Source organism: Pantoea sp. X-Soil-OKNW-556 (assembly GCF_059730695.1).
This window is the reverse complement of the sequence record NZ_AP035991.1, coordinates 256,031-281,346: the sequence shown is the minus strand read 5'-3', so window position 1 is coordinate 281,346 and position 25,316 is coordinate 256,031. Positions and strand designations below refer to the sequence as shown.

Annotated in this window: 27 protein-coding genes; 11 read left to right on the top strand and 16 right to left on the bottom strand. The window is 53.9% G+C overall.

The window, feature by feature from the left end:
* Window positions 1–61 precede the first annotated feature (61 nt).
* Window positions 62–685, top strand: coding sequence for a helix-turn-helix transcriptional regulator (locus AC6I8T_RS21980; RefSeq protein WP_497834402.1), 624 nt, complete (start codon window positions 62–64; stop codon window positions 683–685).
* A gap of 3 nt (window positions 686–688) precedes the next feature.
* Here AC6I8T_RS21980 and arnF read toward each other — a convergent pair whose 3' ends face one another.
* From arnF to arnB, 7 genes are read right to left on the bottom strand one after another with little or no spacing between them, the layout of a single operon-like run.
* Complete coding sequence (gene arnF / locus AC6I8T_RS21975; protein WP_208726507.1) at window positions 689–1,063, bottom strand: 4-amino-4-deoxy-L-arabinose-phosphoundecaprenol flippase subunit ArnF; 375 nt, start codon at window positions 1,061–1,063, stop codon at window positions 689–691.
* Complete coding sequence (arnE, locus tag AC6I8T_RS21970; protein ID WP_208726505.1) at window positions 1,060–1,392, bottom strand: 4-amino-4-deoxy-L-arabinose-phosphoundecaprenol flippase subunit ArnE; 333 nt, start codon at window positions 1,390–1,392, stop codon at window positions 1,060–1,062. Before arnE ends, arnF begins: the two co-directional genes overlap by 4 nt.
* Window positions 1,389–3,038, bottom strand: coding sequence for a lipid IV(A) 4-amino-4-deoxy-L-arabinosyltransferase (gene arnT / locus AC6I8T_RS21965; RefSeq protein ID WP_497834401.1), 1,650 nt, complete (start codon window positions 3,036–3,038; stop codon window positions 1,389–1,391). Before arnT ends, arnE begins: the two co-directional genes overlap by 4 nt.
* A 6-nt stretch (window positions 3,039–3,044) precedes the next feature.
* Window positions 3,045–3,941, bottom strand: a complete 897-nt coding sequence (gene arnD / locus AC6I8T_RS21960; protein ID WP_497834518.1) for a 4-deoxy-4-formamido-L-arabinose-phosphoundecaprenol deformylase — start codon at window positions 3,939–3,941, stop codon at window positions 3,045–3,047.
* On the bottom strand, window positions 3,941–5,920 hold the full coding sequence (gene arnA / locus AC6I8T_RS21955) for a bifunctional UDP-4-amino-4-deoxy-L-arabinose formyltransferase/UDP-glucuronic acid oxidase ArnA (protein WP_497834400.1): 1,980 nt from the start codon (window positions 5,918–5,920) through the stop codon (window positions 3,941–3,943). The genes arnD and arnA overlap by 1 nt, the downstream gene beginning before the upstream one ends.
* Window positions 5,917–6,900 carry an undecaprenyl-phosphate 4-deoxy-4-formamido-L-arabinose transferase gene (gene arnC, locus AC6I8T_RS21950; protein ID WP_208726499.1) on the bottom strand — a complete coding sequence of 328 codons (984 nt, stop codon included), beginning with the start codon at window positions 6,898–6,900 and terminating at the stop codon, window positions 5,917–5,919. The genes arnA and arnC overlap by 4 nt, the downstream gene beginning before the upstream one ends.
* Before the next feature lies 1 nt (window position 6,901).
* On the bottom strand, window positions 6,902–8,038 hold the full coding sequence (arnB, locus tag AC6I8T_RS21945; RefSeq protein ID WP_497834399.1) for a UDP-4-amino-4-deoxy-L-arabinose aminotransferase: 1,137 nt from the start codon (window positions 8,036–8,038) through the stop codon (window positions 6,902–6,904).
* A gap of 466 nt (window positions 8,039–8,504) precedes the next feature.
* Between arnB and AC6I8T_RS21940 the strand changes: the two genes are divergently transcribed.
* The 4 genes from AC6I8T_RS21940 to AC6I8T_RS21925 all read left to right on the top strand — a co-directional run bounded on the left by AC6I8T_RS21940 (window position 8,505) and on the right by AC6I8T_RS21925 (window position 12,724).
* A complete protein-coding gene (locus tag AC6I8T_RS21940; protein WP_208726495.1) occupies window positions 8,505–8,714 on the top strand; it encodes a hypothetical protein in 210 nt (69 codons plus the stop codon).
* A gap of 170 nt (window positions 8,715–8,884) precedes the next feature.
* Complete coding sequence (locus AC6I8T_RS21935) at window positions 8,885–9,640, top strand: prepilin peptidase (protein ID WP_497834398.1); 756 nt, start codon at window positions 8,885–8,887, stop codon at window positions 9,638–9,640.
* Window positions 9,641–9,851: 211 nt separating this feature from the next.
* Window positions 9,852–11,237 carry a diaminobutyrate--2-oxoglutarate transaminase gene (locus AC6I8T_RS21930; protein ID WP_208726492.1) on the top strand — a complete coding sequence of 462 codons (1,386 nt, stop codon included), beginning with the start codon at window positions 9,852–9,854 and terminating at the stop codon, window positions 11,235–11,237.
* A 14-nt stretch (window positions 11,238–11,251) separates the two neighbouring features.
* Window positions 11,252–12,724 carry a pyridoxal phosphate-dependent decarboxylase family protein gene (locus tag AC6I8T_RS21925; protein ID WP_415175500.1) on the top strand — a complete coding sequence of 491 codons (1,473 nt, stop codon included), beginning with the start codon at window positions 11,252–11,254 and terminating at the stop codon, window positions 12,722–12,724.
* A gap of 133 nt (window positions 12,725–12,857) precedes the next feature.
* Here AC6I8T_RS21925 and AC6I8T_RS21920 read toward each other — a convergent pair whose 3' ends face one another.
* Window positions 12,858–14,042, bottom strand: coding sequence for a pyridoxal phosphate-dependent aminotransferase (locus tag AC6I8T_RS21920; RefSeq protein WP_208726488.1), 1,185 nt, complete (start codon window positions 14,040–14,042; stop codon window positions 12,858–12,860).
* 97 nt (window positions 14,043–14,139) lie between these two features.
* Window positions 14,140–15,048 carry a LysR substrate-binding domain-containing protein gene (locus AC6I8T_RS21915; RefSeq protein ID WP_208726486.1) on the bottom strand — a complete coding sequence of 303 codons (909 nt, stop codon included), beginning with the start codon at window positions 15,046–15,048 and terminating at the stop codon, window positions 14,140–14,142.
* A 96-nt stretch (window positions 15,049–15,144) separates the two neighbouring features.
* Between AC6I8T_RS21915 and AC6I8T_RS21910 the strand changes: the two genes are divergently transcribed.
* Window positions 15,145–16,014: an aldo/keto reductase family oxidoreductase gene (locus AC6I8T_RS21910; RefSeq protein WP_208726485.1), complete on the top strand. Its 870-nt coding sequence runs from the start codon at window positions 15,145–15,147 to the stop codon at window positions 16,012–16,014.
* Here AC6I8T_RS21910 and AC6I8T_RS21905 read toward each other — a convergent pair.
* The 3 genes from AC6I8T_RS21905 to AC6I8T_RS21895 form a co-directional block, all read right to left on the bottom strand.
* A complete protein-coding gene (locus AC6I8T_RS21905; protein WP_208726483.1) occupies window positions 16,011–17,162 on the bottom strand; it encodes a glycosyltransferase in 1,152 nt (383 codons plus the stop codon). The genes AC6I8T_RS21910 and AC6I8T_RS21905 overlap by 4 nt on opposite strands.
* 228 nt (window positions 17,163–17,390) lie before the next feature.
* A complete protein-coding gene (rluF, locus tag AC6I8T_RS21900) occupies window positions 17,391–18,263 on the bottom strand; it encodes a 23S rRNA pseudouridine(2604) synthase RluF (RefSeq protein ID WP_208726481.1) in 873 nt (290 codons plus the stop codon).
* 82 nt (window positions 18,264–18,345) lie between these two features.
* On the bottom strand, window positions 18,346–18,822 hold the full coding sequence (locus AC6I8T_RS21895; RefSeq protein ID WP_208726479.1) for an Lrp/AsnC family transcriptional regulator: 477 nt from the start codon (window positions 18,820–18,822) through the stop codon (window positions 18,346–18,348).
* A 137-nt stretch (window positions 18,823–18,959) separates the two neighbouring features.
* Between AC6I8T_RS21895 and AC6I8T_RS21890 the strand changes: the two genes are divergently transcribed.
* Entirely contained in the window at window positions 18,960–19,382 is a 423-nt protein-coding gene (locus AC6I8T_RS21890; protein WP_497832888.1) for a DUF2000 domain-containing protein, read from the top strand.
* A 38-nt stretch (window positions 19,383–19,420) separates the two neighbouring features.
* Complete coding sequence (locus tag AC6I8T_RS21885; protein ID WP_208726475.1) at window positions 19,421–19,882, top strand: GNAT family N-acetyltransferase; 462 nt, start codon at window positions 19,421–19,423, stop codon at window positions 19,880–19,882.
* Here AC6I8T_RS21885 and AC6I8T_RS21880 read toward each other — a convergent pair.
* The 3 genes from AC6I8T_RS21880 to AC6I8T_RS21870 form a co-directional block, all read right to left on the bottom strand.
* On the bottom strand, window positions 19,859–20,278 hold the full coding sequence (locus AC6I8T_RS21880; RefSeq protein WP_208726472.1) for a nucleotide triphosphate diphosphatase NUDT15: 420 nt from the start codon (window positions 20,276–20,278) through the stop codon (window positions 19,859–19,861). The two genes, AC6I8T_RS21885 and AC6I8T_RS21880, sit on opposite strands and share 24 nt — an antisense overlap.
* A gap of 64 nt (window positions 20,279–20,342) precedes the next feature.
* On the bottom strand, window positions 20,343–20,849 hold the full coding sequence (locus AC6I8T_RS21875) for a DUF1543 domain-containing protein (protein WP_208726470.1): 507 nt from the start codon (window positions 20,847–20,849) through the stop codon (window positions 20,343–20,345).
* A gap of 72 nt (window positions 20,850–20,921) precedes the next feature.
* Window positions 20,922–22,076, bottom strand: coding sequence for an MFS transporter (locus AC6I8T_RS21870; RefSeq protein WP_208726468.1), 1,155 nt, complete (start codon window positions 22,074–22,076; stop codon window positions 20,922–20,924).
* 105 nt (window positions 22,077–22,181) lie between these two features.
* On the opposite strand from AC6I8T_RS21870, the gene AC6I8T_RS21865 reads away from it, so the two are divergent.
* Together AC6I8T_RS21865 and cybB are read left to right on the top strand one after the other, a co-directional pair.
* Window positions 22,182–22,676, top strand: a complete 495-nt coding sequence (locus tag AC6I8T_RS21865; RefSeq protein ID WP_208726466.1) for a MarR family transcriptional regulator — start codon at window positions 22,182–22,184, stop codon at window positions 22,674–22,676.
* A gap of 80 nt (window positions 22,677–22,756) precedes the next feature.
* Entirely contained in the window at window positions 22,757–23,296 is a 540-nt protein-coding gene (gene cybB / locus AC6I8T_RS21860; protein WP_208726464.1) for a cytochrome b561, read from the top strand.
* Here the strand turns inward: cybB and AC6I8T_RS21855 are convergent.
* Window positions 23,288–24,232, bottom strand: a complete 945-nt coding sequence (locus AC6I8T_RS21855; protein WP_244634073.1) for a helix-turn-helix domain-containing protein — start codon at window positions 24,230–24,232, stop codon at window positions 23,288–23,290. The two genes, cybB and AC6I8T_RS21855, sit on opposite strands and share 9 nt — an antisense overlap.
* A 58-nt stretch (window positions 24,233–24,290) precedes the next feature.
* On the opposite strand from AC6I8T_RS21855, the gene AC6I8T_RS21850 reads away from it, so the two are divergent.
* The gene (locus tag AC6I8T_RS21850) at window positions 24,291–25,283 is read left to right on the top strand and encodes a class I SAM-dependent methyltransferase (RefSeq protein WP_497834397.1); all 993 of its coding nucleotides are present in this window, start codon (window positions 24,291–24,293) and stop codon (window positions 25,281–25,283) included.
* The last annotated feature ends 33 nt before the right edge of the window (window positions 25,284–25,316 follow it).

The following is a 25,316-nucleotide window of genomic DNA, read 5'->3' as shown; positions in this document are numbered from 1 at the left end:
GCATTGAAATGACAAAATATATAAAATTAGACAAATAATCTAGCCATTTTGGAGAGCCACGATGCCCGATCAGCAAAATGCCTTGCTGCTGGCGCAGCTGACCACCATCGCCGAAGGACTGAGCGCCACTTTTGCCCCGTTTTGCGAGGTGGTGGTGCACGATTTACAAAATCCAGAACACTCCATTCTGGCCATTTATAACAATCTTTCCGGACGGGAAATCGGTGAACCGACTACCGAACTGGGCCTGGCGCGTATTGCCTCGCCGGAATTTCCTTCGCTTCTGACAAACTATGCGAATCAGCTGGCTGACGGACGTCCGGTAAAGAGCACCTCGATTGGTCTGAAAGATGCCGAAGGGAACTATGTGGCGGCGCTGTGTCTGAATGTGGATATGACGCTGTTTCGCGGTATGCAAAGCGCACTGGCGCAGTTCACCCAGATTGCCACCCGTGATATTACAGAGCAGTTGGAACCGGCAGGTACAGAAGCCTTACGGCAGCGGATTGAACAGTTCGCCGCGCGTCTGGCGACCACGCCGCGCGCGCTAAAAGCGGCCGATCGTAAGACGCTGATGCAGGAACTGCGCACCAGCGGGTTACTTGAGGTAAAGCGATCAATGGAGGTGATTGCACAGCAACTGGGCGTTTCGCGTGCTTCGGTGTATCTCTACGCCAAAGAATAATGACTATTTTCTGCCGGGTAGCGATACACAAAGTAATCCGGCAGCAATCAACCCCACTCCGGCGAGGCTGCTCCAACGGAATGGCTCGTCAAACATCGGCAACGAAATCGCGGCAAGCCATACCAGCACATAACTGATGCTGAGTAAGGGATAGAGTCGGTTCAGCGCCAGGTGACGTAATGCCAGCATCCAGCACAGCATCGACAATGCGTAGGCACTTAAACCGATAAACAGCAAGATCAACGGCAACGGTTGCTGCCAAAGTTCACCGTCAAAGATGGCCTGCCACCCGGGAAAATGCAGCATCCCGGCGCGCAACAGGAGTTGCGCCAGCGACACCAACATCACGCTGCATAATGCCAGTCCATACCCTTTCATAAGTGGCTTCCCATCAGGGCAACGCCTGCAACAATCAACAGCGTGCCGATTATCTGCCGCAGGCTAAAACTCTCGCGCCAAATCAGCCGGGCAGCCAGCGCCACCAACACGAAATTGAGACTGAGCATCGGATAAGCGACGCTAACGGGCACCAGACGCAACACCACCAGCCACAGCAGCATCGCGAGACCAAGCAGCAACATACTCAGCGCGATCCACATCAACAGGCGCGCTTTACCTTCGCGCCTGCCGATCCAGGCCGCCTGCTTCTGACACAACTGCGCGGCACAACTCAGCAGGCTTACCAGCAGGATCAGGAGAAGATTCATGGCTGCTGATCGTAGCCGTAATACAACAACCGTCCCTGACGATAAACAAAATCAGGTTTCGGCAGGCGTGCATCCGGGTTTGTACCGGTCGAAGACATGATCATGGTCAGTGACACCTTGCCCTGCTTGCGATGCTGTGCCAGCCAGTCGGCAAAGGCATCCGCAGAAACATAGCGATGCGCAGCATCGGGATAGCTCAGACCATATCCCACTTCGCCCTTGCGTTCATAGAACAGAATATCATCGCGCTTCATCTCCCAGGCCACCGCAGACGCAATGCCGGGATCATTCGCCAGGATATAGCGACTGTCAGCCAACTGCCCGGATACCGCCGCCACGAAGTTTTGTGGTTGTTTGCTGTCACGGACCCGATCCGGGATAGCAAAACCAATCACCAACGCCAGTACCAACGGGCATAAGGCAGCCAGTTGCCAGTTTTTCTGACTCAGAGCACCAAACAATGTCCAGCCGCCAAACGCCAGGATCCCGAGCATCAGTTTGTAATGTTCAGTGACGCCAAATGGCGGACGATGCGCCAGCCCCCAGGGAGCCAGCACCACCGCCAGCGCCACGGCGGCAACGCCACCAAAAAACATATTGATCCACGCGTTGGCCTTCATGGCTTTGATCACCTGCGGCGTCATGCTGTGAGCATAGTGCGCCATCAGCAGCGCCAGCGGGGCAAAGCACGGCAGGATGTAGGTCGGCAACTTACCTTTCGCAATACTGAAAAACAGCAGCGGCAGTAGCGTCCAGCTGAGCAAGTAGCTCAAACCTGGTTGCTGTCCACGCTGACGCCAGCCCTGAATCAACGATCCTGGCAACAATCCCAACCACGGCAACGATCCCGCCAACAAAATCGGCAGGTAATACCAGAAGGGAGCTTTGTGCTGAGCATCCGACTCGGCAAAACGTTGAATATGCTCAACCCAGAAGAAATAGTGCCAGAAATCCCCCTGCTGATGATAAATCGCCAGCGACCACGGAGCACTCGCCAGCACCGCCACCAGCACCGTCAACGGGCCAAAACGTAACAGCTCACCAAAGCGGCGTTGCGCTACCGCCCACGGCAGAATAGCCAGAACCGGAACGGCCAACGCCAGAAAGCCTTTGGTCATAAAGCCCATAGCGCAGGCAATACCGAGCAAGACATAGCCCAGCAAACGCTGACGTGACGTGCTGGCCTGTACCGCCAGGTAATAGCTCGCCATCGCGGCCACCATCCATAGCGTCAGCATCGGATCGAGCACCGCATAGGTGCCTACTGCGTAGACCAGCAGCGAGGTCAGAAAGATAATACTGGCGCTTAACGCCACCGTACGGCTGGCAAACAGGCGGGTACCCATCCAGAACACCAGCAGCGCGGTAAGGGTGGTGCTAAAAATAGACCCCACGCGCACGGCAAAATTAGTGTGACCAAACAACAACTGTCCGAAGTCATTGATCCAGTAACCGGCAATCGGTTTTTCAAAATAACGCAGACCGAAAAAATGCGGCGTCACCCAGTTACCGTTGGCGAGCATTTCACGGCTGATCTCCGCATAGCGGGTTTCATCAGGTTGCCATAAGGCGCGGAATTCAATAGGGATAAGGTAGTAAAGCGCAAATACAAACAGCAGCAGCGCTGTTTTAGTACCAGTTCGCATCCGTGGTTACCTGTATTGTTGTTGCTGGCAGCCGAGCCAGCCTTCACGTCCGGGAATCTGTCCGCGTACGACGTTGCCGATGGGCAGTGTCTTGAGATCTTCAGGCAATAACTCACTCAGCGGGCAAAATTGAATGCCCTGTTTTTCCGCCCGGCTGAGCAATTGGCTAAACGCCTGATGTCCGACAATCCCTTCCACCTCGGCATGAATGGTATAAACCGCCATTTCGTCGGCCTGACTCAGCTGATTAAGCAAAAAGTCGTTGAACTCGTGGACACCCACCCTGGGGCCAACCACCTCGTCCCAGGTGGGTAACGTGACCGGAATCTGCACCGTTCCCAGACTGCCGTCACTCAGGCGCGGCAGAAAGGGGCCGGTACCCCGGCAGTCGCTGTTATAGCGGAAACCGAAGCGTTGTTTAGCCTCAACAACCCGGCCATCAGCACGCCATCCGGCCACAGCCGAACAGGTGACAGTGTCACCTATGATTGCCTCCAGCGCCTGCTTACCCCGGGCAATTTCCTCTATCAACCGCTGCTCCGACCAAACCCCCGCCCAGGTCTGCCAGGCAAAGTGGTCCCAGGCGTGCAGACCCACTTCGTGGTGATCGGCGGTGGCGCTGATAATCTCTTCCAGTCCACGACCGATCTCCTTACCCGGCCAGGCCGTACCGGCCAGCAGGATATCCCAGCCATATAAGGAGGCAGCGCGCGAGCGCAGCATCTTCCAGAGAAAGCGCGGCTTTAGCAGGCGCCACAAGTGGCGCCCCATGTTGTCCGGCCCGACGCTGAAAAAGAAGCTGGCCTGCACCTGATGCAGGCTGAACAACTCCAGCAGCGCGGGTACGCCTTGTTGCGTACCGCGCCAGGTGTCGACATCAACACGCAAGCCGACTTTTTTCATCATTGCTCAACCTGTAACTCGACGGTGCGCAGGAAGAAATCCAGCGTGTTGTCGATGGTGGTATCCATCTGCACTTCCGGTGTCCAGCCCAACAAGCGACGGGCGTTTTTGATTGACGGTTTACGGTGCTCAACATCCTGGTAGCCTTTGCCGTAATAGCTGCTGCTCTCCACTTCGCGGAAACCGGCAAACGGCGGGAACTGATCGCGCAACGGGTGGCGCTCGAAACTTGCCAGTAACTTCTCAGCCAATTCCTTAATGCTGGCTTCGTTTTCCGGGTTACCGATATTGATGATCTGGCCGTCGCAGTTGTTCTGCTTGTTCTCGATAATACGGAACAAGGCTTCAACGCCATCACGGATATCGGTAAAGCAACGTTTCTGCGCCCCACCGTCAATCAGTTTGATCGGCGAGCCCTCAACCAGGTTAAGAATCAACTGGGTGATGGCGCGGGAGCTACCGATACGCGCGGCGTTGAGGTTATCCAGACGCGGTCCCATCCAGTTAAATGGACGGAACAGCGTAAAGCGCAGACCTTCTTTTTCACCATAAGCCCAAATCACCCGATCCAGCAGTTGTTTGGAAACGGAATAGATCCAACGCTGTTTGTTAATTGGCCCCACCACCAGGTTCGAGTTATCTTCATCAAAATGACGGTCGGTACACATGCCATAAACTTCTGATGTCGATGGGAAAATGATGCGTTTTTTGTACTTCACGCAGTCTCGGATGATTTTAAGGTTCTCTTCGAAATCCAGTTCGAACACGCGCAGCGGATTGCGGGTGTACTCAATCGGCGTGGCGATGGCCACCAACGGCAACACCACGTCGCATTTCTTGATGTGATATTCAATCCATTCCGAGTGAATGCTGATGTCACCTTCAACAAAATGAAAACCCGGATGGCCGAGGAAACGGCTGATGGCATCGGAACTGATGTCCAGGCCGTAAACTTCAAAATTATCATCCTGCAACAGACGTTCGGTCAGGTGGTTACCGATAAAACCATTCACGCCGAGGATCAGCACGCGGGTGCGACGTTTCACGGCGGCGACCGGTTGTGAATACAACAGCGCGCTGGGCACCATACCGAGGCTGAGAGCCAACTGGCTGCCATTCATATAGACGCCGTTATCGCTCTGGCCAGTGACCACTTCCAGCGCACCCTCTCCGCAGGCAATCAGGAACGGATCGACGGATAACACCGTACCCGGTTTTGAACCATGAGCGGTTGGGTGCACACGTCCTTTCCAGACGATAAATTTCACCGTTCCGGCATAGGCAAACGCGCCCGGCCAGGGATCGGTCACTGCACGTACCAGGTTATTGATCTCGGTCGCCGGACGCGACCAGTCAATACGGCCATCCTCCGGCGTGCGACGCCCTACCACGGTGGCATCGTTATCATTCTGCGGGACAGCCCGAATCTCACCGCGCTTCATGGCAGGCAAGACGTCTTCCAACAGCTGTGCCGCGCTCTGTACCAGTTTGCGATGCAGCGTCAGCACGTTGTCCTGCGCGTCAATCGCTACACGGGTTTGTGCCACGATATCGCCCGCATCTGCACGCTTCACCATACGATGCAGCGTCACACCGGTTTCGGTTTCGCCGTTGACCAGCACCCAATTCAGCGGCGCGCGGCCACGGTATTTCGGCAGCAGCGAACCATGCAGGTTGTAAGCACCACGTCGGGCGCAATTGAGGATGGCATCACTCAACAGGTTGCGATAATAGAAGGAAAAAATAATCTCCGGTGACATCGCTTTGATACGATCGACCCACAACGGATGATTCACATCATCCGGGGCATACACCGGGATGCCCTGCTCTGCGGCAATGCGCGCCACCGAGCCAAAAAAGTGATTTTCACCGGCCGTATCGGGGTGCGTGAAGATGGCACTGATCTCGAAGCCAGCCTGTAGCAGCGCATTAATGCCGGCACAGCCCATGTCATGGTAGGCGAAGACGATGGTTTTCATTGTTCAATTTCCTGTACAGATGCATTTTTATGCGAAGGGATAACACGTTGAATAAAGTAGCGAGGGCGGGCACGGACATCGTTGTAAATACGGCCGATATATTCACCCAGTAGACCCATACCGACGAACTGTGCGCCGATAAACATAAACAGCACGGCGAACAGCATAAACACGCCATCACCGGCCCAGGCTGCGCCAAGGAATAAGCGCAACACCACCAAAATCAGTGAGAAGGCAAAACCCGCCAGCGCAATCACACTTCCCACCACGCTTAACAAACGCAGCGGCGTGGTGGTCAGGCAGGTCACCAGGTCGTACATCAGGTTGATCAGGCGCATAAAGCTATATTTCGAATCACCAAATTCGCGCTCCGCGTGTTTCACCGGTAGCTCGATGGTGCGTCGGGCAAACGTATTTGCGAGGATCGGGATAAAGGTGCTGCGCTCATGGCAATTCAGCATGGCATCAACAATGTGGCGACGGTACGCACGCAGCATGCAACCGTAATCACCCATAGCTTTGCCGGTAACGCGTTGAATAAGTTTATTAATCAGGCGCGAGGCGCGACGACGAAACCAACTGTCCTGGCGATTCTGGCGTACCGTACCGACCACGTCATAGCCCTGCTGCGCTGCCGCCACCAGATTAGGGATCTCTTCCGGCGGATTTTGTAAATCAGCATCCAGCGTAATGATGAGGTCACCGGTGACATGGCTGAAGCCCGCCATAATTGCCGAGTGTTGGCCGTAATTGCGATTCAGCAACACCCCCACCACATGACTGTCGGGCATATCGGCGGCATCAGCGATCATCTCGCCGGAACGGTCACTGCTGCCGTCATCTACCAGCAAAATTTCATAATCCAGTTTGAACAAGTCGCAAGCGGCATGGGTACGACGTACCAGCTCAGGCAGACTCTCTTCTTCGTTGTAGACCGGGATCACCACGGACACTTTACGAATCGGTTTTTCTTCCAGCATTTCAGCCTCCGGCCAGCGCGTGCAGCGCTTTGACGACACGGGTAACGTCGTCATCGGTCATATCAGGGAACAGTGGAATTGAGCAGATACGGTCGCTGCTCCATTCGGTATGAGGTAAAGAAAGTTGCGGGTATTGCTCGCGATAATATTTGTGGGTATGCGCCGCGCGGAAATGCAGGCCAGTACCGATGTCTTGTGCTTTTAACGCTTCCATCAATCCATCACGGCTGATGCCGCACCGGGCTTCATCCACACGAATGATGAACAAATGCCAGGCATGCTGGTGCGCCCAGGTGGGCAGCGACAATGGCAGGAAAGGTGTATCTGCCAGTTCGGTCAGGTAACGCTGAGCAATCGCACGGCGGCGTGCATTGATGGCATCCAGTTTTTGCAATTGCACCAGCGCAATCGCGGCACTGATATCCGGCAGGTTGTATTTGAACCCCGGGGTAATGACCTCGGCCTGCGGGCGGCGACCGTGGGTGTGGCGATCGTAAGCATCCACACCTAAGCCATGAAACTTGAAGCTGCGAATGCGATCGGCAAGCGCGGCATCATCAGTCACCACCACGCCACCCTCAGCACAGGTGATATTTTTAATGGCGTGCAGGGAAAAGATCGCCGTGCCGCGTTGCCCGACCTGATGACCTTTGTAGTGTGTACCCAGCGCGTGGGCCGCATCATCAATGATCGCGATACCATGCTTTTCCCCCACGGCACGAATCGCATCAATATCGGTGGGCGCACCCGCATAATGCACCGGAATAATGGCGCGGGTGCGCGGCGTAATCGCGGCTTCCACCAACTCCGGCGTCACCATCAAGGTATCGCGGTCGATATCAATCATCACCGGCGTTGCGCCCATCAAAGTGATGATGTTGAGGGTGGAAACCCAGGTCTGCGACGGCGTAATCACCTCATCACCCGGCTTAATTCCCAGCGCCATCAGCGTCACATGCATGCCGGCGGTGGCAGAACAGACGGCAACCGCGTGCTGATTGCCGGTTAACTGGCAAAAGGCTTGTTCCAGTGCGGCGTTTTGTGGCCCGGTGGTGATCCAGCCAGATTCAAAAACCGCTTTGACTGCTGCTAACTCGTCTTCGCCCAGTGACGGGCGCGAGAACGGAAGAAAGGACATAAATTAGATTCCTTAATGTTTAAGGCCTTTTGCTTAAAATTTGCTGATTAACTGCCAGAATTATCTAGTGTAAACAACGTTTTTAACGGGTTATCAATCTTATTATCATCTGCATAAACACTTAGTACAGCATGATGCACTAATCAAATTTTTCTCACATTTTGAAAGCATTAGACACACTGGGTTGTTTCGCTAAAAAACAAAATACGGCGGAAAACTTAACGGAACATTAAATGACACGAAGAAGTGAGACTGTTTCTGTCTGGTGTTGAGGATTGGTAGAACATCACGGCAGATATTCTGGTTGACGGGGATATGCCTCTTTGATGCGGGATTCACAATCTTTAATTCCCTGCAAATCCTGAAATTAAAGGATTAACTATACTCTTCTTAAGGGAAAACTAAGGTAATGGCATTATGCTGATTTACCTGGTTTTTTACTTAATTTCAGGCATGGAGGTGAACTGTGAAAACTGAAACTGACCGTCTCTCGCAGGCCGCACTGCGCCGTCATCATATTGGTGTTAAAACCAAAGGGTTACGCTTTCGTGGGGCGCTCTATGTCTTCCGCTATAATGCCGGGCATTATGATGTTTTCCTCAATAACGCGTACGTGATGCAGCTTGAAACCAGCAACGTGCAGGAAGCGATCCAGATGTTTAAGCGTCAGCAGTAATTAAATAGCGCACGACTAATCGCAATAAAATCAGACAACCGCCCTACACCCGCAAATTTATGAATGCAGCGCTGAAAACTTTGTGCAACTTGTTGTAATAGCTCATTTACCCTCGCCTTGTTTATCCCTGCCGGCATAAAGTATCCGGAGAATACTGCGAGGATAAACACATGGAATGGTGTTATTGGTTAATGCTGGGCCTGAGCATCGGCAGCTTTATTAATGTCGTGGTCTATCATTTGCCGCTACGATTAATGCAACCGGATCAACAGCTGAGCTTGTTGTTTCCCCCATCACACTGCCCGAATTGCCTTAATTCGCTCTGCTGGCGCGACAATATTCCTCTCTTAAGCTGGATGTTGCTGCGGGGTAAATGCCGCAATTGCCACCAACCGATAAGCATAATTTACCCATTGATTGAATGGCTTATGGCTGTCATCAGTCTGGTTCTGAGCAAATTTTTACCGGATATCCCTTTGTTGTTGGCGACATTATTTTTCTGTGGCTCCTTGTTGGCATTGTCGCTCATCGATATCCGGTATTATTTATTACCTGATGCGGTCACGCTGCCGTTATTGTGGGTCGGCTTATTATTGCACTGTCTGGCGCTTATGCCCGGTTCGCTGACGGATGCGGTGCTGGGCGTGGTGATTGGGTATATCTCACTGGCGGGGCTTGCACATGGCTATCACTGGCTGCGCCACCAGCACGCACTGGGAATGGGAGATGCGAAATTGCTGGCGGCGATCGCGGCCTGGACAGGCTGGGAGGCTTTACCGATTGTGCTCATTATTGCCTGTAGTAGCGGCATTTTATTTGCCTTAATTTCCAGAATTTTGTGGCAGCAACGCTTGAATCAGGCCATCGCTTTTGGCCCGTGGTTATCGCTCGCAGGCATAAGTCTTTTTATTCACTCGATTATTTAATACGCACGTCATACAACCACATTAAAATAATCGGACAATTCTTCAGCAAAGCCCTGATTCGTATATAGAAGTAATAAACAATTCTAAACAAAATTAATCATTGCCCCCCAGGGTAAAAGGCTCTATATTGGCGGCGCTTTTTTCACAGGTGGTAGTTTTTTGTTCAATTAACCAATCGGCGCGCATTTCCTGCCCCCGGTTGAGGAGAGATATGATGACGGATAAAGTCCGTATTGATAATTTTGGTGCCAACTCATTCCACGGAAACAACGACGCGTTCTTAGCCCGTCAGGCTGAGTTCGAATCGAATGTCAGGAGTTATCCACGTAAATTGCCTTTAGCAATTGCGAAAGCACATGGCGTGTGGATTACCGATGTTGAGAATAAACAATATCTTGACTGCCTGGCTGGCGCAGGAACTTTAGCACTGGGTCATAACCACCCGGAAGTTCTGCAAAGCATCCAAAATGTCATTACCAGCGGCTTGCCGTTACATACCCTTGATCTTACGACTCCGTTAAAAGATCAGTTCTCTGAAGCCCTGCTGTCTCTGCTGCCGGGTCAGGGTAAAGAGTATTGCCTGCAATTCACCGGCCCTTCCGGTGCCGATGCGGTTGAAGCCGCCCTTAAGCTGGCGAAAAAAGTCACTGGCCGTAGCGGCGTTATCAGCTTCTCTGGCGGTTATCACGGTATGACCCACGGTGCGCTGTCAGTCACCGGCAACCTGTCACCGAAAGAAGCGGTTGACGGTATGATGCCAGAAGTTCAGTTCATGCCTTACCCGCACCTGTACCGCTGCCCGCTGGGCCTCGGTGGTGAAGCGGGCGTGAAAGCTCTGACCTACTACTTCGAAAACCTGATCAACGACGTTGAAAGTGGCGTGCGTAAACCGGCTGCGGTGATCCTCGAAGCCGTTCAGGGTGAAGGCGGCGTGAACCCGGCTCCGATCGAGTGGTTGCAGCGCATCCGTAAAGTAACCCAGGAACACGGCATTCTGCTGATCCTCGACGAAGTGCAGGCTGGCTTTGCCCGTACCGGCAAATTCTTCGCCTTCGAACACGCAGGCATTGAGCCAGACATCATCGTGATGTCAAAAGCCGTAGGCGGCGGTCTGCCGTTGGCGGTTCTGGGTATCAAAAAGCAGTTCGATGCCTGGTCACCGGGCCATCACACCGGCACCTTCCGTGGCAACCAGCTGGCAATGGCTACCGGCCTGACTACGCTGAAAATCCTGAAAGAACAGGATATCGCGGGCAAAGTGGCAGAACAGGGCGAATGGCTGAAAGCGCAGCTGGCAGAAATGCAGAAGCGCTACCCGGTAATCGGCCACATTCGTGGTCTGGGCATGATGATCGGTATCGAGATCGTGAAACCGAACGAAGCGGCTGATCATATGGGTGCTTACCCGGCTGATGGCGAACTCTCTGCCCTGTTGCAGAAGAAATGCTTCGAAGCGGGCCTGATTCTGGAGCGTGGCGGCCGTCATGGCGCGGTACTGCGTCTGCTGCCGTCGCTGCTGATCAGCAACGACGAACTGAAGATTTTCCTTGATAAATTTGAGCAGGCGCTGCTTGGCGCTGGCATCAAACCAGTTTGATTCGGAAGAGTTAGATGACTGAAGTAAACCCGATTCTGGCCGCTTCTGCACAAAGCATTGAAGCGTACCAGCAGGCGATTGCGCAGAGCAGCGCCGCCGTGGTGCAGTGGCTCAAGCAGCCTGAAATGTACCAGGGCAAAACCGTTGCTGAACTGCGTGAGCGTATTACGCTCGACTTCAATCCGAATGGCCTGGGTAACCAGGCCGCGATTGAGCGCGCGATTGAATACTTTCTGAAAGACAGCCTGTCGGTGCATCATCCGCAGTGCGTGGCGCATCTGCATTGTCCGAGCCTGGTGGTAAGCCAGGCCGCGGAAGTGCTGATCAACGCCACTAACCAGAGCATGGATTCCTGGGACCAAAGTCCGTCTGCCACCATCATTGAGATCAAACTGATTGAATGGTTGCGTGCGCAAGTGGGTTATCCGGCCGGTGACGCTGGCGTGTTCACCAGTGGCGGTACCCAAAGCAACCTGATGGGCCTGATGCTGGCGCGTGATGCATTCTATGCGCGTCAGGGTCATTCGGTTCAGCAGGATGGCATCACTGGCGATCTGCGTAAGATTAAAGTGCTGTGCTCGGAAAACGCCCACTTCTCAGTGCAGAAGAACATGGCGCTGCTGGGCCACGGTTATCAATCTGTGGTGCAGGTGAAGTCAGACCGTTTTGCCCGCATGGATGTTAACGACCTGAAAGCCAAACTGGCACAGGCCGAAGCTAACGGCGAGCAGATTCTGGCGATTGTTGCCACCGCTGGCACCACTGATGCGGGTGCCATTGACCCGCTGCGTGAAATCGCCGGCATTGCTGCTGAGCACAACATCTGGGTTCACGTCGATGCGGCATGGGGCGGCGCACTGCTGCTGTCTGAGAAGTATCGCGATTACCTGGATGGCCTTGAGCTGGTGGATTCTGTCACCCTGGACTTCCACAAGCAGTTCTTCCAGACCATCAGTTGTGGTGCGTTCCTGCTGAAAGATGAGCGTCATTATGAATTGATGCGTTATCAGGCGGCGTACCTGAACTCTGAGTTCGATGAAGAGCAGGGCGTGCCAAACCTGGTTTCCAAATCACTGCAAACCACCCGTCGTTTCGATGCGCTGAAGCTGTGGATGGGTCTGGAAGCTCTGGGTCAGAAACAATACGCCGCGATTATCGATCACGGTGTGACCCTGGCGCAGGAAGTTGCGCAATACGTCAGCGACCTGCCGCGTTTTGAGCTGGTCATGCAGCCGCAGCTGGCAAGCGTTCTGTTCCGTTTCCGCCCTGAGCAGCTGGCATCCAGCGGCGATGCGGCCGTAGCGTTGTTTAACCAGCGCATCGGTGATGCACTGCTGGAGTCAGGTCGCGCTAACGTGGGTGTGACTGAGGCTGATGGCATCACCTGCCTGAAGCTGACGTTGCTGAACCCAACCGTGACGCTGGAGGATGTTAAAATCCTGCTGGCGCTGGTGGAAAAGACCGCGGATCAATTGCTGAGCGCATAATGTTTGCGTAAAGCGAAAAAGCCGATAACTGGCAACGGTTATCGGCTTTTTTTTATCTATACGATTTATCGCGCCTTTTTACCGCCGTAGCCAAAACCCGCGCGATAAATCGCGCCGCTACGAATGGAAGCCATTAACGATTACGCGCTAAAAACTCACCCAGACGCGCCAGGCCCTGCTGCAACTTATCGGTGGAGGACACCGCATGGCACCAGCGAACCCAACCATTGCCTTCCGGACCAAATGCCGCACCGGGTGCCAGGCCGAGTGAGCTTTCCCGTACCAGTCGTTTGGTCAGCAGGGTGGTATCCGCGAAGCCCTCAATTCGGAAGAACGCATACATCCCCCCGCCGCTTTCTGGCACCGTCACGCCCGGCAATTCTCGCAGTCCATTGACCAAAAATTGATAGCTGTGCGCCAGCTCGGCACGCAAACTGATAATGCCGCTTTCACCGCTCAACAACGCCGCTTGCGCCGCGCGCTGGCAGGGTTCAAACAGGCAACTGGTGTTGAACTCAATCAACTTGCCCAACGCTTCGATAATCAATGGTGGCGCGACCACCCAGCCCACACGAAATCCGGTCATCAGCCAGGCTTTGGAGAAGGTATTCACCGAAATCAGGCGATCGTCCGGTGTGGCGTAATCAAGGAACGACGGTGCATAGTGACGATCGCTGGCATAGATCAGCCGTTGATAAGCATCATCACTGAGGATCCAGATGCCGTGTTTGCGGCAGTGCGAGAGGATGGTTTGTACTTCTTCGTTGGTGATCGTCCAGCCCGTCGGGTTACCCGGCGAGTTGATGATCAACATCCGTACATCAGGACGCAACGCACTCAGCAATTGATCCATATCCAGCGCCCACGCCCCCTCCTTCACCGTCAGCGCGACACGATCCACGGTTGCGCCGAGGATCTGCGGGATCTCCACCACATTTGGCCACACTGGGGTGATCGCCACCACCTTATCTCCCGGTGACAGCACCGTTTGCGCCACCAGCATCAGCCCGTTGATACCCGCGCTGGTGATCGCCAGTTGTTCGCTACCGATGGGGCGTCCATGTAACTGGCCGAGGTAATCTGACAACGCCTGGCGCAAATAAGGCCGCCCAAGGTTCTGGATATACCGCGTTTCCCCCTGTTGTAGCGAGGTGATTGCGGCGTCGGTGATATATTGTGGTGTCGGTTTGTCCGACTCGCCAAACCAGAAGGCGAGCATATCGGGACGATCCATCCCTTCATTGGCAATTTCGCGGATAAGCGAGGGTGAAATCTGGCTGATAGTGGCGCGCGAAACGAGGGGAAAAGAAGACTGCATGAAAAAACCTCCAACGATGATCCCTGTTTAACTGTTATTTCAATACATAGCACCTGCCTGGTATATCACGCCGGGGAAAAGTTCAGGAATAGCAATTTCATCTGGCTGTATTCAACTCACGGACATAATCGATAAAGGCCTGGAGCGGTGCCGGAATTAAACGACGATCGTTGTAGTAGAGCCACAAGCCGGAAAAACTCAGCCACCACTCCGTGAGTATCGCCTGGAGCTGCCCGTTCACCAGAGCCGGTCGCAGCCAATCTTCAAACAGATAAACAATCCCGGTACCGGCAATCGCCGCTTGCACCGTTAAATCCATCGCCGCCCCGATGCTACAGGTTAACGGCCCTTTCGGCTGAAGCCGCACGGTTTCATCCGCACGGGCAAATTCCCATTCAGCCATCACCCCGGTGGCATAGCGCCCCAGCAGGCAACGATGCTGCATCAGCTCGCGTGGATGTTGCGGTATGCCATATTGCGCCAGATATCCCGGTGCCGCCGCTGCCGCGAAACGCTGGATACGTGGGCCAATGGGGAGCGCGACCATGTCCTGCTCCAGATGATCGTCATAGCGGATGCCCGCATCGCAACCGTCGCGAAAGATGTCCTGAACATTGCTTTCGGCCACCACCTCCAACTGAATATCGGGATAGCGCGCCAGGAATCCTGGGATGATTGCGGGCAGCACCAGACGCGCGGCGCTGACGGGGACGTTCAGGCGCAAGGTGCCGCCCGGTGTATCGCGAAAACGATTAAGCGCATCAAGCGCAGCATCCACTTCATTCATTGCGGGTAGCAGGCGCAGCATCAATGCCCTGCCCGCTTCGGTTAGCGCCACGGTGCGCGTGGTGCGGTTGAACAGCCGCACACCCAGTTGTTGTTCAGCGCGACGTACGGCATCACTGAGACGGGAAGGATTGCTACCCGTCATGCGAGCCGCTTCACGAAAACCGCCTGCTTTTGCCACCGCCACCACCGCATGCAGCAAAGCAATATCTAATGACATTGTGCGTCACTCCGTACACTGTGTCCTGATTTCAGCGGATAGTTGCACAGCCAATACGTCATTACAATCATCAGACAGCCTAAGAAGGAGGTTCCCATGTCTCATCCTGAAATGACGTATTCCCTTGGCCATCGTCGTGTTAACCGTCTGGGTTATGGTGCCATGCAGCTTGCCGGGCCGGGGGTATTTGGCCCGCCAAAAGATGAAGCACGCGCCGTACAGGTGCTGCGCGATGCCATCGCCGCTGGCGTCAATCATATCGATACCAGTGATTTCTATGGCCCCCATGTGACCAATCAGCTGATTAAAAAAGCGCTGCATCCGTACTCAGAGGATCTGGTGATTGTCACCAAAGTTGGCGCGCGCCGTGACCAGCAAGGGGGCTGGCTACCCGCGTTTTCCCCCGCTGAGCTAACGACGGCGGTGGAAGATAACCTGCGCAATCTGGGGCTTGAGGTGATCGATGTGGTGAATCTACGTGCCATGTTTGATGTCCACGGTCCGGCGGAAGGCTCACTGGAGACGCAATTGGCAACGCTGGTTAAACTGAAAGAGCGCGGCCTGATCCGGCACATCGGTTTGAGCAACGTCACACCAAAACAGGTGGCAGACGCCCAGGCCATCAGCCCTATCGCCTGTGTGCAGAATCTCTACAATCTTGCTAACCGACAGGACGATGCCCTGATTGACCAACTGGCTCATCAGGGCATCCCCTATGTTCCTTTCTTCCCGCTTGGCGGTTTTTCCCCATTGCAGTCGGAGCAGCTGAGCGCCGTAGCAAATGAGCTGAATGCCACACCATTACAAGTTGCGCTGGCGTGGTTATTGCAACGCTCACCCAATATTTTGTTGATTCCAGGCACCTCTTCGCCAGCACATCTGCAACAAAATCTGGCCAGTTCGGCGCTCAACTTGTCCAAAGAGATTGTTTTGCGACTGGAGGGATTAAGTAACAACTCAGACTAACCCACTGATAAATAGATATCCTTTAACCTTTCCTGAAAACAGCGAGGATCATGCTCCCGGCGGATCCTCGTTAATGCCTGCTCGGAACGGCGGTTAATACTGCCCGGATCATGCACCACATCGGTAATATACCCTTTCAGCTGGCTGATAATGGTATTCCTGATTTTTTGCTTCGTCTGGTCAGAATCAACCGTAAACTCAAACATATCATTGAGTTTGTGCTCAATAAGCCAACCGGCATAAGAAGGATTAATTTCCGGCAGCGCCCTGACATTGGTGGTGATCACCGGACAGCCACAGGCCTGCATTTCCAGTACAGAAAAACCATAGGTATCCTGCCAGGTAGGCAGCAGCCCGACATCGGTCTGTTTGAGCAATTCAATTACGGATGTATTGGGTAGAGAAGAAGCATGATGGAAAAAGGACCACTTATTGATCAGATCCTCGATTTGATGATGGAAACTATCATTATCCTGATAATGGTGATGAGCAATATTATGTCGTCGCCCGAGGTCACCAATAAGATTCACCTTTATTTTTTGTGGATCAATCAACCCCTCATTGGCTAACTCAGTAAATGCCATCACCACTTCCGCCCCACCTTTGCGATAAAACTCATTTCCAATAAAACTAAAGGTGATCAGCGTATCTGTGGCTTTGCGCACTTTGTCGGTCAACAGGGGCTGTGGAGGATGCATAACGCACAGCTTAGCGGCGATACTGTCTTTCAGCGTAGGGAAAGCATCCAACAGCTTGAGTTGAATACGGTGAGTAGCTTCAGAAATGGCGATCAGACGAACACATTCCTTGCGCGCGGCCAAACGCATTAAGGCATGGAGTTCCGGGTTTTGGGTTTTCGCGATGCCTGCAACCGGTAATACGCGCGGGATTTCAGTCTCGAATGTCGATACCCATCGGGAGGATGTACGAGCCACTTCATTAAAAAGATGAATAATATCCCCATTATCAGAAATCATGCCGGGGAAAGGCTGAAAGATGAATATCTTATTCTTTTTAAAAACTTTCTGTCGCAGGGTATTGATATAGAGATAGATGTTTTTCTTCTTTAGGTTTACATAATTGTTTTCAGGATCAACCATTATGTTCCTTTTCTCTGGGTAGCCGTCGCTACTGACTACAATATTCATCAATCCTCCTAAACACGAAACGAGTTCGGTGGAATTAAAAATGTCAGTAAGATAGTTATAAAATAAATTCTTCGCGAGTAAAGTTGTTTGATGAAAAATAGGATTAGTAATAGCGCGGCGTTTAAGAAGCATTAAAAAACTGACATTGTTAAATCATGTCAATGTATTTCAATGCTGGATGTGCCAGTAATAATTAGAAATACCCGTCGCCGGGTATTTTCAGCCCAATTAACGACCTTTCTTTTTACGACCGGGTTGGGTAAAGCGTTTGCGCGCACCAGGATTGCTGCCCGGTTTTTCACCGTTCTTTGGCCCGCTGGCAGCTGGTTTTTTCGCACTGCTCTTTTTCGCCTGCGCTTTTTGCGTCGATTTGTCTTCCGAAGAGGAATCCTCGATCAACTTAAACAGTTCAATTAACTCATCGTCCGTTAAATCACGCCATTCCCCCAAAGGTATTCCCTTCAGATTGACGTTCATAATGCGGGTACGTTCCAGCTTAGTGACTTCATAACCAAAATGTTTGGTCATGCGGCGAATCTGCCGATTAAGCCCCTGGACCAGCGTGATACGAAACACAAAGGTCGACTCTTTCTTCACCTTGCATTTCTTGGTCACGGTGCCGAGCATGGGGACACCGGCCCCCATGCCACTAATAAACTCATCGGTGATCGGTTTATCCACCGTCACGACGTACTCTTTCTCGTGGTTATTCCCGGCACGCAGGATTTTGTTCACCAGATCGCCATGATTAGTCAGGAAAATCAGCCCCTGGGAGTCTTTATCCAGTCGGCCAATCGGAAACACGCGTTTGCTATGGTTGACGAAGTCGCTGATGTTATCGCGCTCGCCCTCTTCCATCGTGGTAATGATGCCCACCGGCTTGTTCAACGCAATCAGCACCAAATCTTCTGCGTCACGCGGTTCAATCAGCTGACCATTCACTTTAACTTCATCACCAGCAAACACCTGCGCACCCACGCTGGCGCGTTTACCGTTGATAAAAACATTGCCCTGTTCGATATAACGATCGGCATCACGGCGTGAGCAAATACCGCTCTCGCTGATGTATTTATTAAGGCGGGTGGATGAGTTGGTCAGCATGGTTCCTCCGAAAAAAGAAGCGGACTATACATCAACCTTTGACATTCTGTGAGTGCTTTGCGCAAAAGTTGTAACACAAAAGCTAACTGTGGTCTGTGGCCTGAATCGGCCAGACGGATTGGGCTTTGATTTCTTTCAGCACAAACATGCTTTGCATCTCTTTAATGCCCGGCAAGCGGCGAATTACCGACATAGCAAAATCGGCATAGCGATCCATATCTGCCGCCACTACCTGCAACAAGAAATCGGCATCGCCGCCAATGCTATAGCAGGCAACCACGTTCTCCAGCGCAGCAACTTCCGCCTCAAACTTCCGCGCTTCTGCCTCGCTATGGCTGTCGATAGTGACACGCACAAACACCATCATATTGAGGCCGATCTTCTTGCGGTTCAGCACCGCGCGATACCCCTGAATCACGTCATCTTCTTCCAGTTTGCGGACTTTGCGCCAGCAAGGCGAAGGCGACAGGCCAATCGCATCGGCGAGGTTCTGATTGGTGATGCGTGCATCCTGCTGCAACTGCGTAAGAATTTTGATATCTGTCCTGGTCAAACTCATTGCGGGAATATCCTTTCTTTTAAATATCGCATTAGGGTTAATTCTGCCTTAACTTAAGGAAATAGTTTGCTAAACAGCAAGCACTTTTCTCTGCGCGTCGCGCACAATATCTGCCACAGCAACCGCAGGAGAAAAGTATGAAATTTGACGCCAATGTGCACCGTTGTACCCTGGTGATTGACCAGCAATTGCCCGCCGGGCTGGCGATGAATGCTGCCAGCGTGATTGGCATCAGCTTTGGCAAATGGATTGATAATCTGGTAGGGCCGGATATGCACAGCCAGGACGGTGAATACTATCCGGGGGTGATATATGCGCCTTTGCCGGTGTTACTGGCGCAGGGGAATTATTTGCGCGAATTGCAGCAAAACTGTGCCAATGATGCGGAGATTTTCACCATGCCGTTCAGCGCCCTGGCGCAGTCCTGCAAAACCTATGATGAATATGGTGAACGCATTGCTTCAGCGCACAGCGATCATATCGAGCTGGTGGCGATCGGCTTGATCGGACCAAAGAAAAAAATTACCCGGCTGACGGGAAATCTGAAGCTTTATCGTTAGACTGTCTCTCTCCGGGAGAAAACATCTAAGGAAACGCCATGCAAATCAGCTCGCTGCAACAGCAGCCCGCCCTTATCACGCCGCTAACGCAACTGTTATTTCGCGAATGGGCGGCGTATCCCAACTGGAACAATCCGGGGCAGATCGAGGCGCGTTTGCAGGCACGCAATCTGCCCTCGGTCAAGACCCTGACACTGGTGGCAACCGCAGCCGATGGCGCTTTGATGGCATCCGCCAGCCTGATCCAGCATGAGTTAACCGATGTTGTCGAGCGTGAGTTCTGGTTGGGTGAAGTGATTACCGCCCCTGAACATCGCGGCAAAGGGGTCGGCAGCGCGCTAATCAGCCGGATGATTACGGAAGCCCGCGCGCGGAATATCTCCGCGCTGTGGCTGTATACCCCGGACCAACAGGCGCTTTACCAGCGCTTCGGCTGGCAGGACGTGGAACAGCGCGAAGTGGATGGTGACCGGGTTTCAGTGATGATGCTCCGGCTGTAACGCCGCCAGCCCATCGCGCGCAATCAACGTGCGGAGCGGAGCGAACAGCGGTTCCGGCAAGGCTTCCGGCGCAAACCACTGCCAGCCTTCGCATTTCTCAGGTTCGAGACACTGTGGCTCCCCCTCCGCATGCAGCGCCACCATAAACAGCGTGATGTAATGCTTTTGGACTTCCGGGAACACATCGCTGACAAAAGCGCCATTTTGCAGGCTGTGCAGCTGTAACCCGGTTTCTTCCAGCGTTTCCCGCCGCGCGCACGCCTCCGGCGTTTCACCAAACTCCAGGTGACCGCCAGGCGCTGACCAGTCGCCCGCACCGTGGCTACCTTTGCGCCGCCCCAGCAACAATTTCCCGTGACGGAAAATCAGAACACCCACACCAATTTTGGGAGACATACACATCACCTTTATGTTCATACATTGCGGCGCGCTTTATCGCGCCGCAACGGACAAATAACGATTACTCAACACCTATCGGCTGATATCCCTGCCACTCTGGCTGAAACGGCTGGCCGTTTGCATCCGGGGTCAGGTGCACATATAAGTTCCCTATCTTATCCAGCAGCAGACAATCATCCACCTCTTTCAGATTGTCCTTGTGTTGCTGATCTGCCCCTTTCAGCAACCGCTCCAGCGCGCTGGCTTTTGCTTGCGCGGCATCCTGCGCTACAAACAAGTCAAAGGCATGCAGTTCCGCCAGGGTTGAAGGATGGTAGGCACCGGCATTCACAAAGAACAAGTGCTCGCCACCGGTTGCCGGTTCTGGCGACAGCGACACGCGATAGCCATCCGCCCAGGTAATACGTGCGTAGCCATCGATATGAATTTTATCCGCGTCACCAAACCAGGCTTCACGTAACGCAGGCCAGGCATCCTGCGGCTGGTCAGCCGCAACAAATTGAATATCATGGACTTCAATATTCGATTTCCCGGCATTACCACCAACATAAAACATAAACAGGTTCATGCATTTTTCCTTGTGTTGTAGGTCAAGTGGTATGCGTTATAAATCATGATATACAGCGATACAATTATTTCATCAGGTCATCAATTGAGGGCGCAGACGCAGTGCCATCCCCATCAACAGCACGATCCCGACACTCATCAACGCCCAGGCGCTATCAAAGGAGGCAGCATGATCACGTACCATGCCGGCGATCAACGGCATCAATGCCGCCAGCAGATAACCTCCGCCCTGCACCATCGACAGCAGCGCACCCGCCTGCTCCGCTGTCCGGGCATGATCGAGAGTGACGATCAGCGACAGGGGAAACAACGCGCCAATTCCTAACCCCAGCAGTAACGTGGGCAGCCAGGCCTGTTCGCCGCCCAACATCATCAGGCTGATCAGGCCAGCGAGGATAAGCAGCAGTACCAGTAACAGGGGACGGCGACGATCGGGAAAACGATGGATCAGCGCGGAAAGTACAAAACCAGCCACCACCTCCGTCAGCGTCAATGCGCCGAGCAGAAAACCGCTTTGTCGGGCGCTCCAGCCATGTTGCTGATAAAACGCGGGCAGCCATGCCAGTACCAGCGTGTAAGCACCGGTACCGATACCGAAGAACACCAGCAACAGCCAGGTACGTCGCGGATTGATCGCCTGGACGCGGGGTTGTACCTCAACGGGCTCGTGAGAACGCAGCATTTGACGCCAGAGCAGCAAAGCCAGTAACGCTGGCAATGCCGGCAACGCCAGCGTCAACGCTAAGCCCGAGCGTGCGGCCAGCGGTGCGGCACTGGCGGCCGCCAGTGCCGCACCGGCCATAATCCCGGTGGTAAATAGCGCCATCAGCGTACCGGCATGGCGCGTAAAGCGCCGTTTAATCAGTGCAGGCATCAGCGCCTGAATCAGTCCAATACCGATCCCGGCCAACAAGGCACTGGCAATTAACATCAACCCCTGCTGGCTGACTCCGCGAGCCAGACAGGCCAGTACCAGCAGGATTAATCCGCTGGCAATCCCTTTGACCTCCCCCAGCCACCGCAGCAGCAAGGGTCCCGCCAACGCCGCCAGGCCCATCATAATCACCGGTAAGCTGGTGAGCAGGCTGACCTGGGTCGCCGTGAGATGAATATCTTGTTGTATCCGGGTAAAAAGTGGCCCGATTGCGGCCATCACCGGCCTGAGATTAAGACCGACGATAAAAACCATAAAGGTAAATAAGCCGATTGCAGGTAAGGTACGTTTCACAGTGCTTCTCCATTGCTGATTTATCTTAACGTTAAGATAAATCATGATGACGGAGTAGACCATGCGCACAAAACAACACGGTAACCACAACAAGTGAGGGGAAAAGTGGCGGATCACGTCGATTTCGTGACACAACAATGGGCCAGCGCCATGCCGGAGCTGGATGCATCGTCGATGGCCGTTTTTGGCCGGATGCTGCGCATTATGAAACATCTGGCGAAAACGCGAGGCGAGGCGCTGGCCCCGTTTGGTTTTCACGAGGGGGAATTTGATGTGCTGGCGACGTTGCGCCGTGCAGGAAACCCCTTCTGTTTATCGCCCACCCAACTGTATAAGTCGCTGCTGGTCACCTCGGGAGCGATGACCCATCGACTGAATCGGCTGGAACAGGTCGGGCTAATCACCCGCGTGGCCGATCCACAAGACAAACGCAGCACGCTGGTGGCATTAACCACCGCCGGGCAGGAGAAAATTGAGCAAGCGTTGCAGGTGCATACCCAAACGCAAAGCGCGTTACTGGCCGCGCTGCAACCGGCACAACAGCAACAGCTTTCGGCGTTGCTGAGTCAGTTGCTCACTGCCTGTGAACAGGAAACGTAAAACCTTGTGTCAAAATATGAATTCACACTCACACTTTTCCGTTATCTTATTTGTTTGCCAGACTTTTTAACGGAATAGATATGCAGAACAAATTCGCCCCCTCGCAGGTTTTTCTCCACTGGCTGACATTTCTACTGGTCGTCACCGCGTATTGCACCATGGAATTTCGCGGGTTGGCGACGCGGGGTTCCTGGCAGGGGTTTGCCATGATCATTGGTCATTTCAGCGCGGGAAGTTGCGTGCTGGTGCTGATGCTATCGCGTGTATTATTGCGTTTTCGCCATCGCAGTCCAGCCATCGTACCCAAACCGCCGCACTGGCAAACCGGGCTGGCGCATCTGATGCATCTGGCGCTGTATCTGTTTTTTATCGTGCTGCCGATTCTCGGCATTTTGTCGCGTTTCTATCTTGGCCGTACCTGGTGGTTGTTTGGCATCCCGATGCCCGTCAGCAGCGATCCCGATCCAGATTTCTCGGATACCCTCAGTGGCTGGCATGAAACCCTCGCCCCTTACGGTTACTGGCTGGTGGGCCTACACGCTGCCGCCGCGCTGGTGCATCATTACCTGATCAAAGACAACACCCTGCTGCGTATGATGCCCGCACGTCGTTCACGTTGACTGACCACGCCCGGCAACCTGACTGGCCGGGCGTCCAAAGTAGCGTTGAAACGCCACGCTGAAATTGCGTGGATGCTGATACCCCACCTGCCACGCCGCCTGGGCGACCTGGTACCCTTCCTCCAGCAACTGATGCGCCTTCTGCATGCGTAACGCCAGTAATTTCTCTCCGGGGGTACAGCCGAAATGCTGCTGGAAGCCTTTCTTGAGCTGGTAATCACTGAGTCCGACAGCCAACGCCAGCGTTGCCAGGGTAAAAGGTTCCGCCAGATGGGTTAGCATCCAGCTATGCGCCTGCTCAACGCGTTCAAGATCCTGAGGATGGCGTTTTTTTTCCGGAACAACCTGCGGTTGCAACTGATGACGATGCAGCGCCAGCAAATTTAACGCCTGGATTTCACGTAGCAGTGGATCGGTCGGCACGTTATTAAGTTGGGCGGCAGTGGCACCACCAAAAGGGCTGAACAGATGACGCTTCAGTTGCGGCTGGTGCAGTAACATTTCTGCCGTCTCGGCTCCCAGATAACGTTGCGCGCTGTCGGCGTTGAGCACCAGACGGAGCTGCTGTACCCGTTCACCGGCGCGATAAAGGCGTTCTCCGCTGCTGTGCTGAAAGCTGGTGACGGTAAGATGCCCGGCGTTAAACAGCACTTCACAGCCGCTATCGGCACGAAACCGCGAACTGCCACACAAGCCAAAGGTCAGCACCAACTGGGGGAACGAACTTCCAGGGCGCGAAACTTCGGCCAGCGCGGTGAGGGGTTGATAGTCGGACTGCACCAGCCGCATGCCACCTGACAGCGTGAATTGACGCGAGCGAAATACACCAATACCTGGTTGATGTTCAACCCAGGGCGTGTCGTCGCCGTTTGGCTGGTTTTGCATGCTTTCGCCCTCGCGCAGAGTCAAATCACCGTTTTGCAGACCAACGAGCATAAATGTCTGCTGTCTGAAACGCTAGTCTGTTGCTATCACCTTCGCTCTGGAGACAGCCATGACATCCCCGTTACCTTTTCTCGATAACCTGCTGGCACAACATGCCCTGAGTGGCGCTGTGGCGCTGGCGTTTGAACAGCGATTATTCGATTTCCTGACCCGGCAGGCGGATGCCACGCAGGTGGCAAATCATTTTGGCTGGCAGCCCGAACCGGTGGAGCACTGGCTGCGCCTGCTGTGGAGCGGGGAATTGTTGCAGCGCCGTGGGGTGGAATACCACACGCCGCAAACAGCACAACCGTATCTGTGCCATAGCGGAACACGTTATATCGGTGACGCCTGGCATTATCGTCAGCAACTGTTGCAGCAGTTTGCCCGCAAACTGCCTGACTTGCTGAAGCGCAGCACCCCCGGCTGGCAGGACCCGCTGGAGATTGAAACTGCCTGGGCTGATGCAGCGATGAGCCAGATTGCCCAGGAGCAGCGGGCACTGAGCGGCGCGACCGCCTGCGCCATTGCCAGCACGCTGGCTGATTTTCAGCGTCCGGCGCGCCTGCTGGACATGGGCGGCGGGCCAGGCCTGATCACTCTGGCGTTGGCTGAGCGTTTCCCGCAGCTGTCCGGTGTGGTGCTTGATCTGCCCAAAACCGCCACGGTGGCACAGCAAAATATTGAACGTGCCGGATTAGGCGGGCGCTTTAGCGCCTGTTCACAACTGGCGGAAAGCGAGCTGGTCGACATTATCTGGTGCTCCTCCTTGTTGTATTTTGTCGAGGATCGCCAGGCGATGTTGCAGCAGTTGTACCGCCGCCTGAAACCAGGAGGGCTGTTGATCAGTGCGCATGCCGAGGTGCCTGCCGACCCGGTGGAAGCACGTCAGGTGCTACCGTTCTTCACACCATTAATGATGCGAGGTTACACTGTCACGCAACAGGGCGTGCTGAGTGGGGAATTGCAACAGGCGGGTTTTATCATTGAGGCGATTCAGCGGATGCAACCCTTCCCGATGTCGCCGCTTGATGTCCATCTGGCGCGCAAAGCGAGAATCTAAATGTGTAGCGGCGCGATAAATCGCGCCGCTACG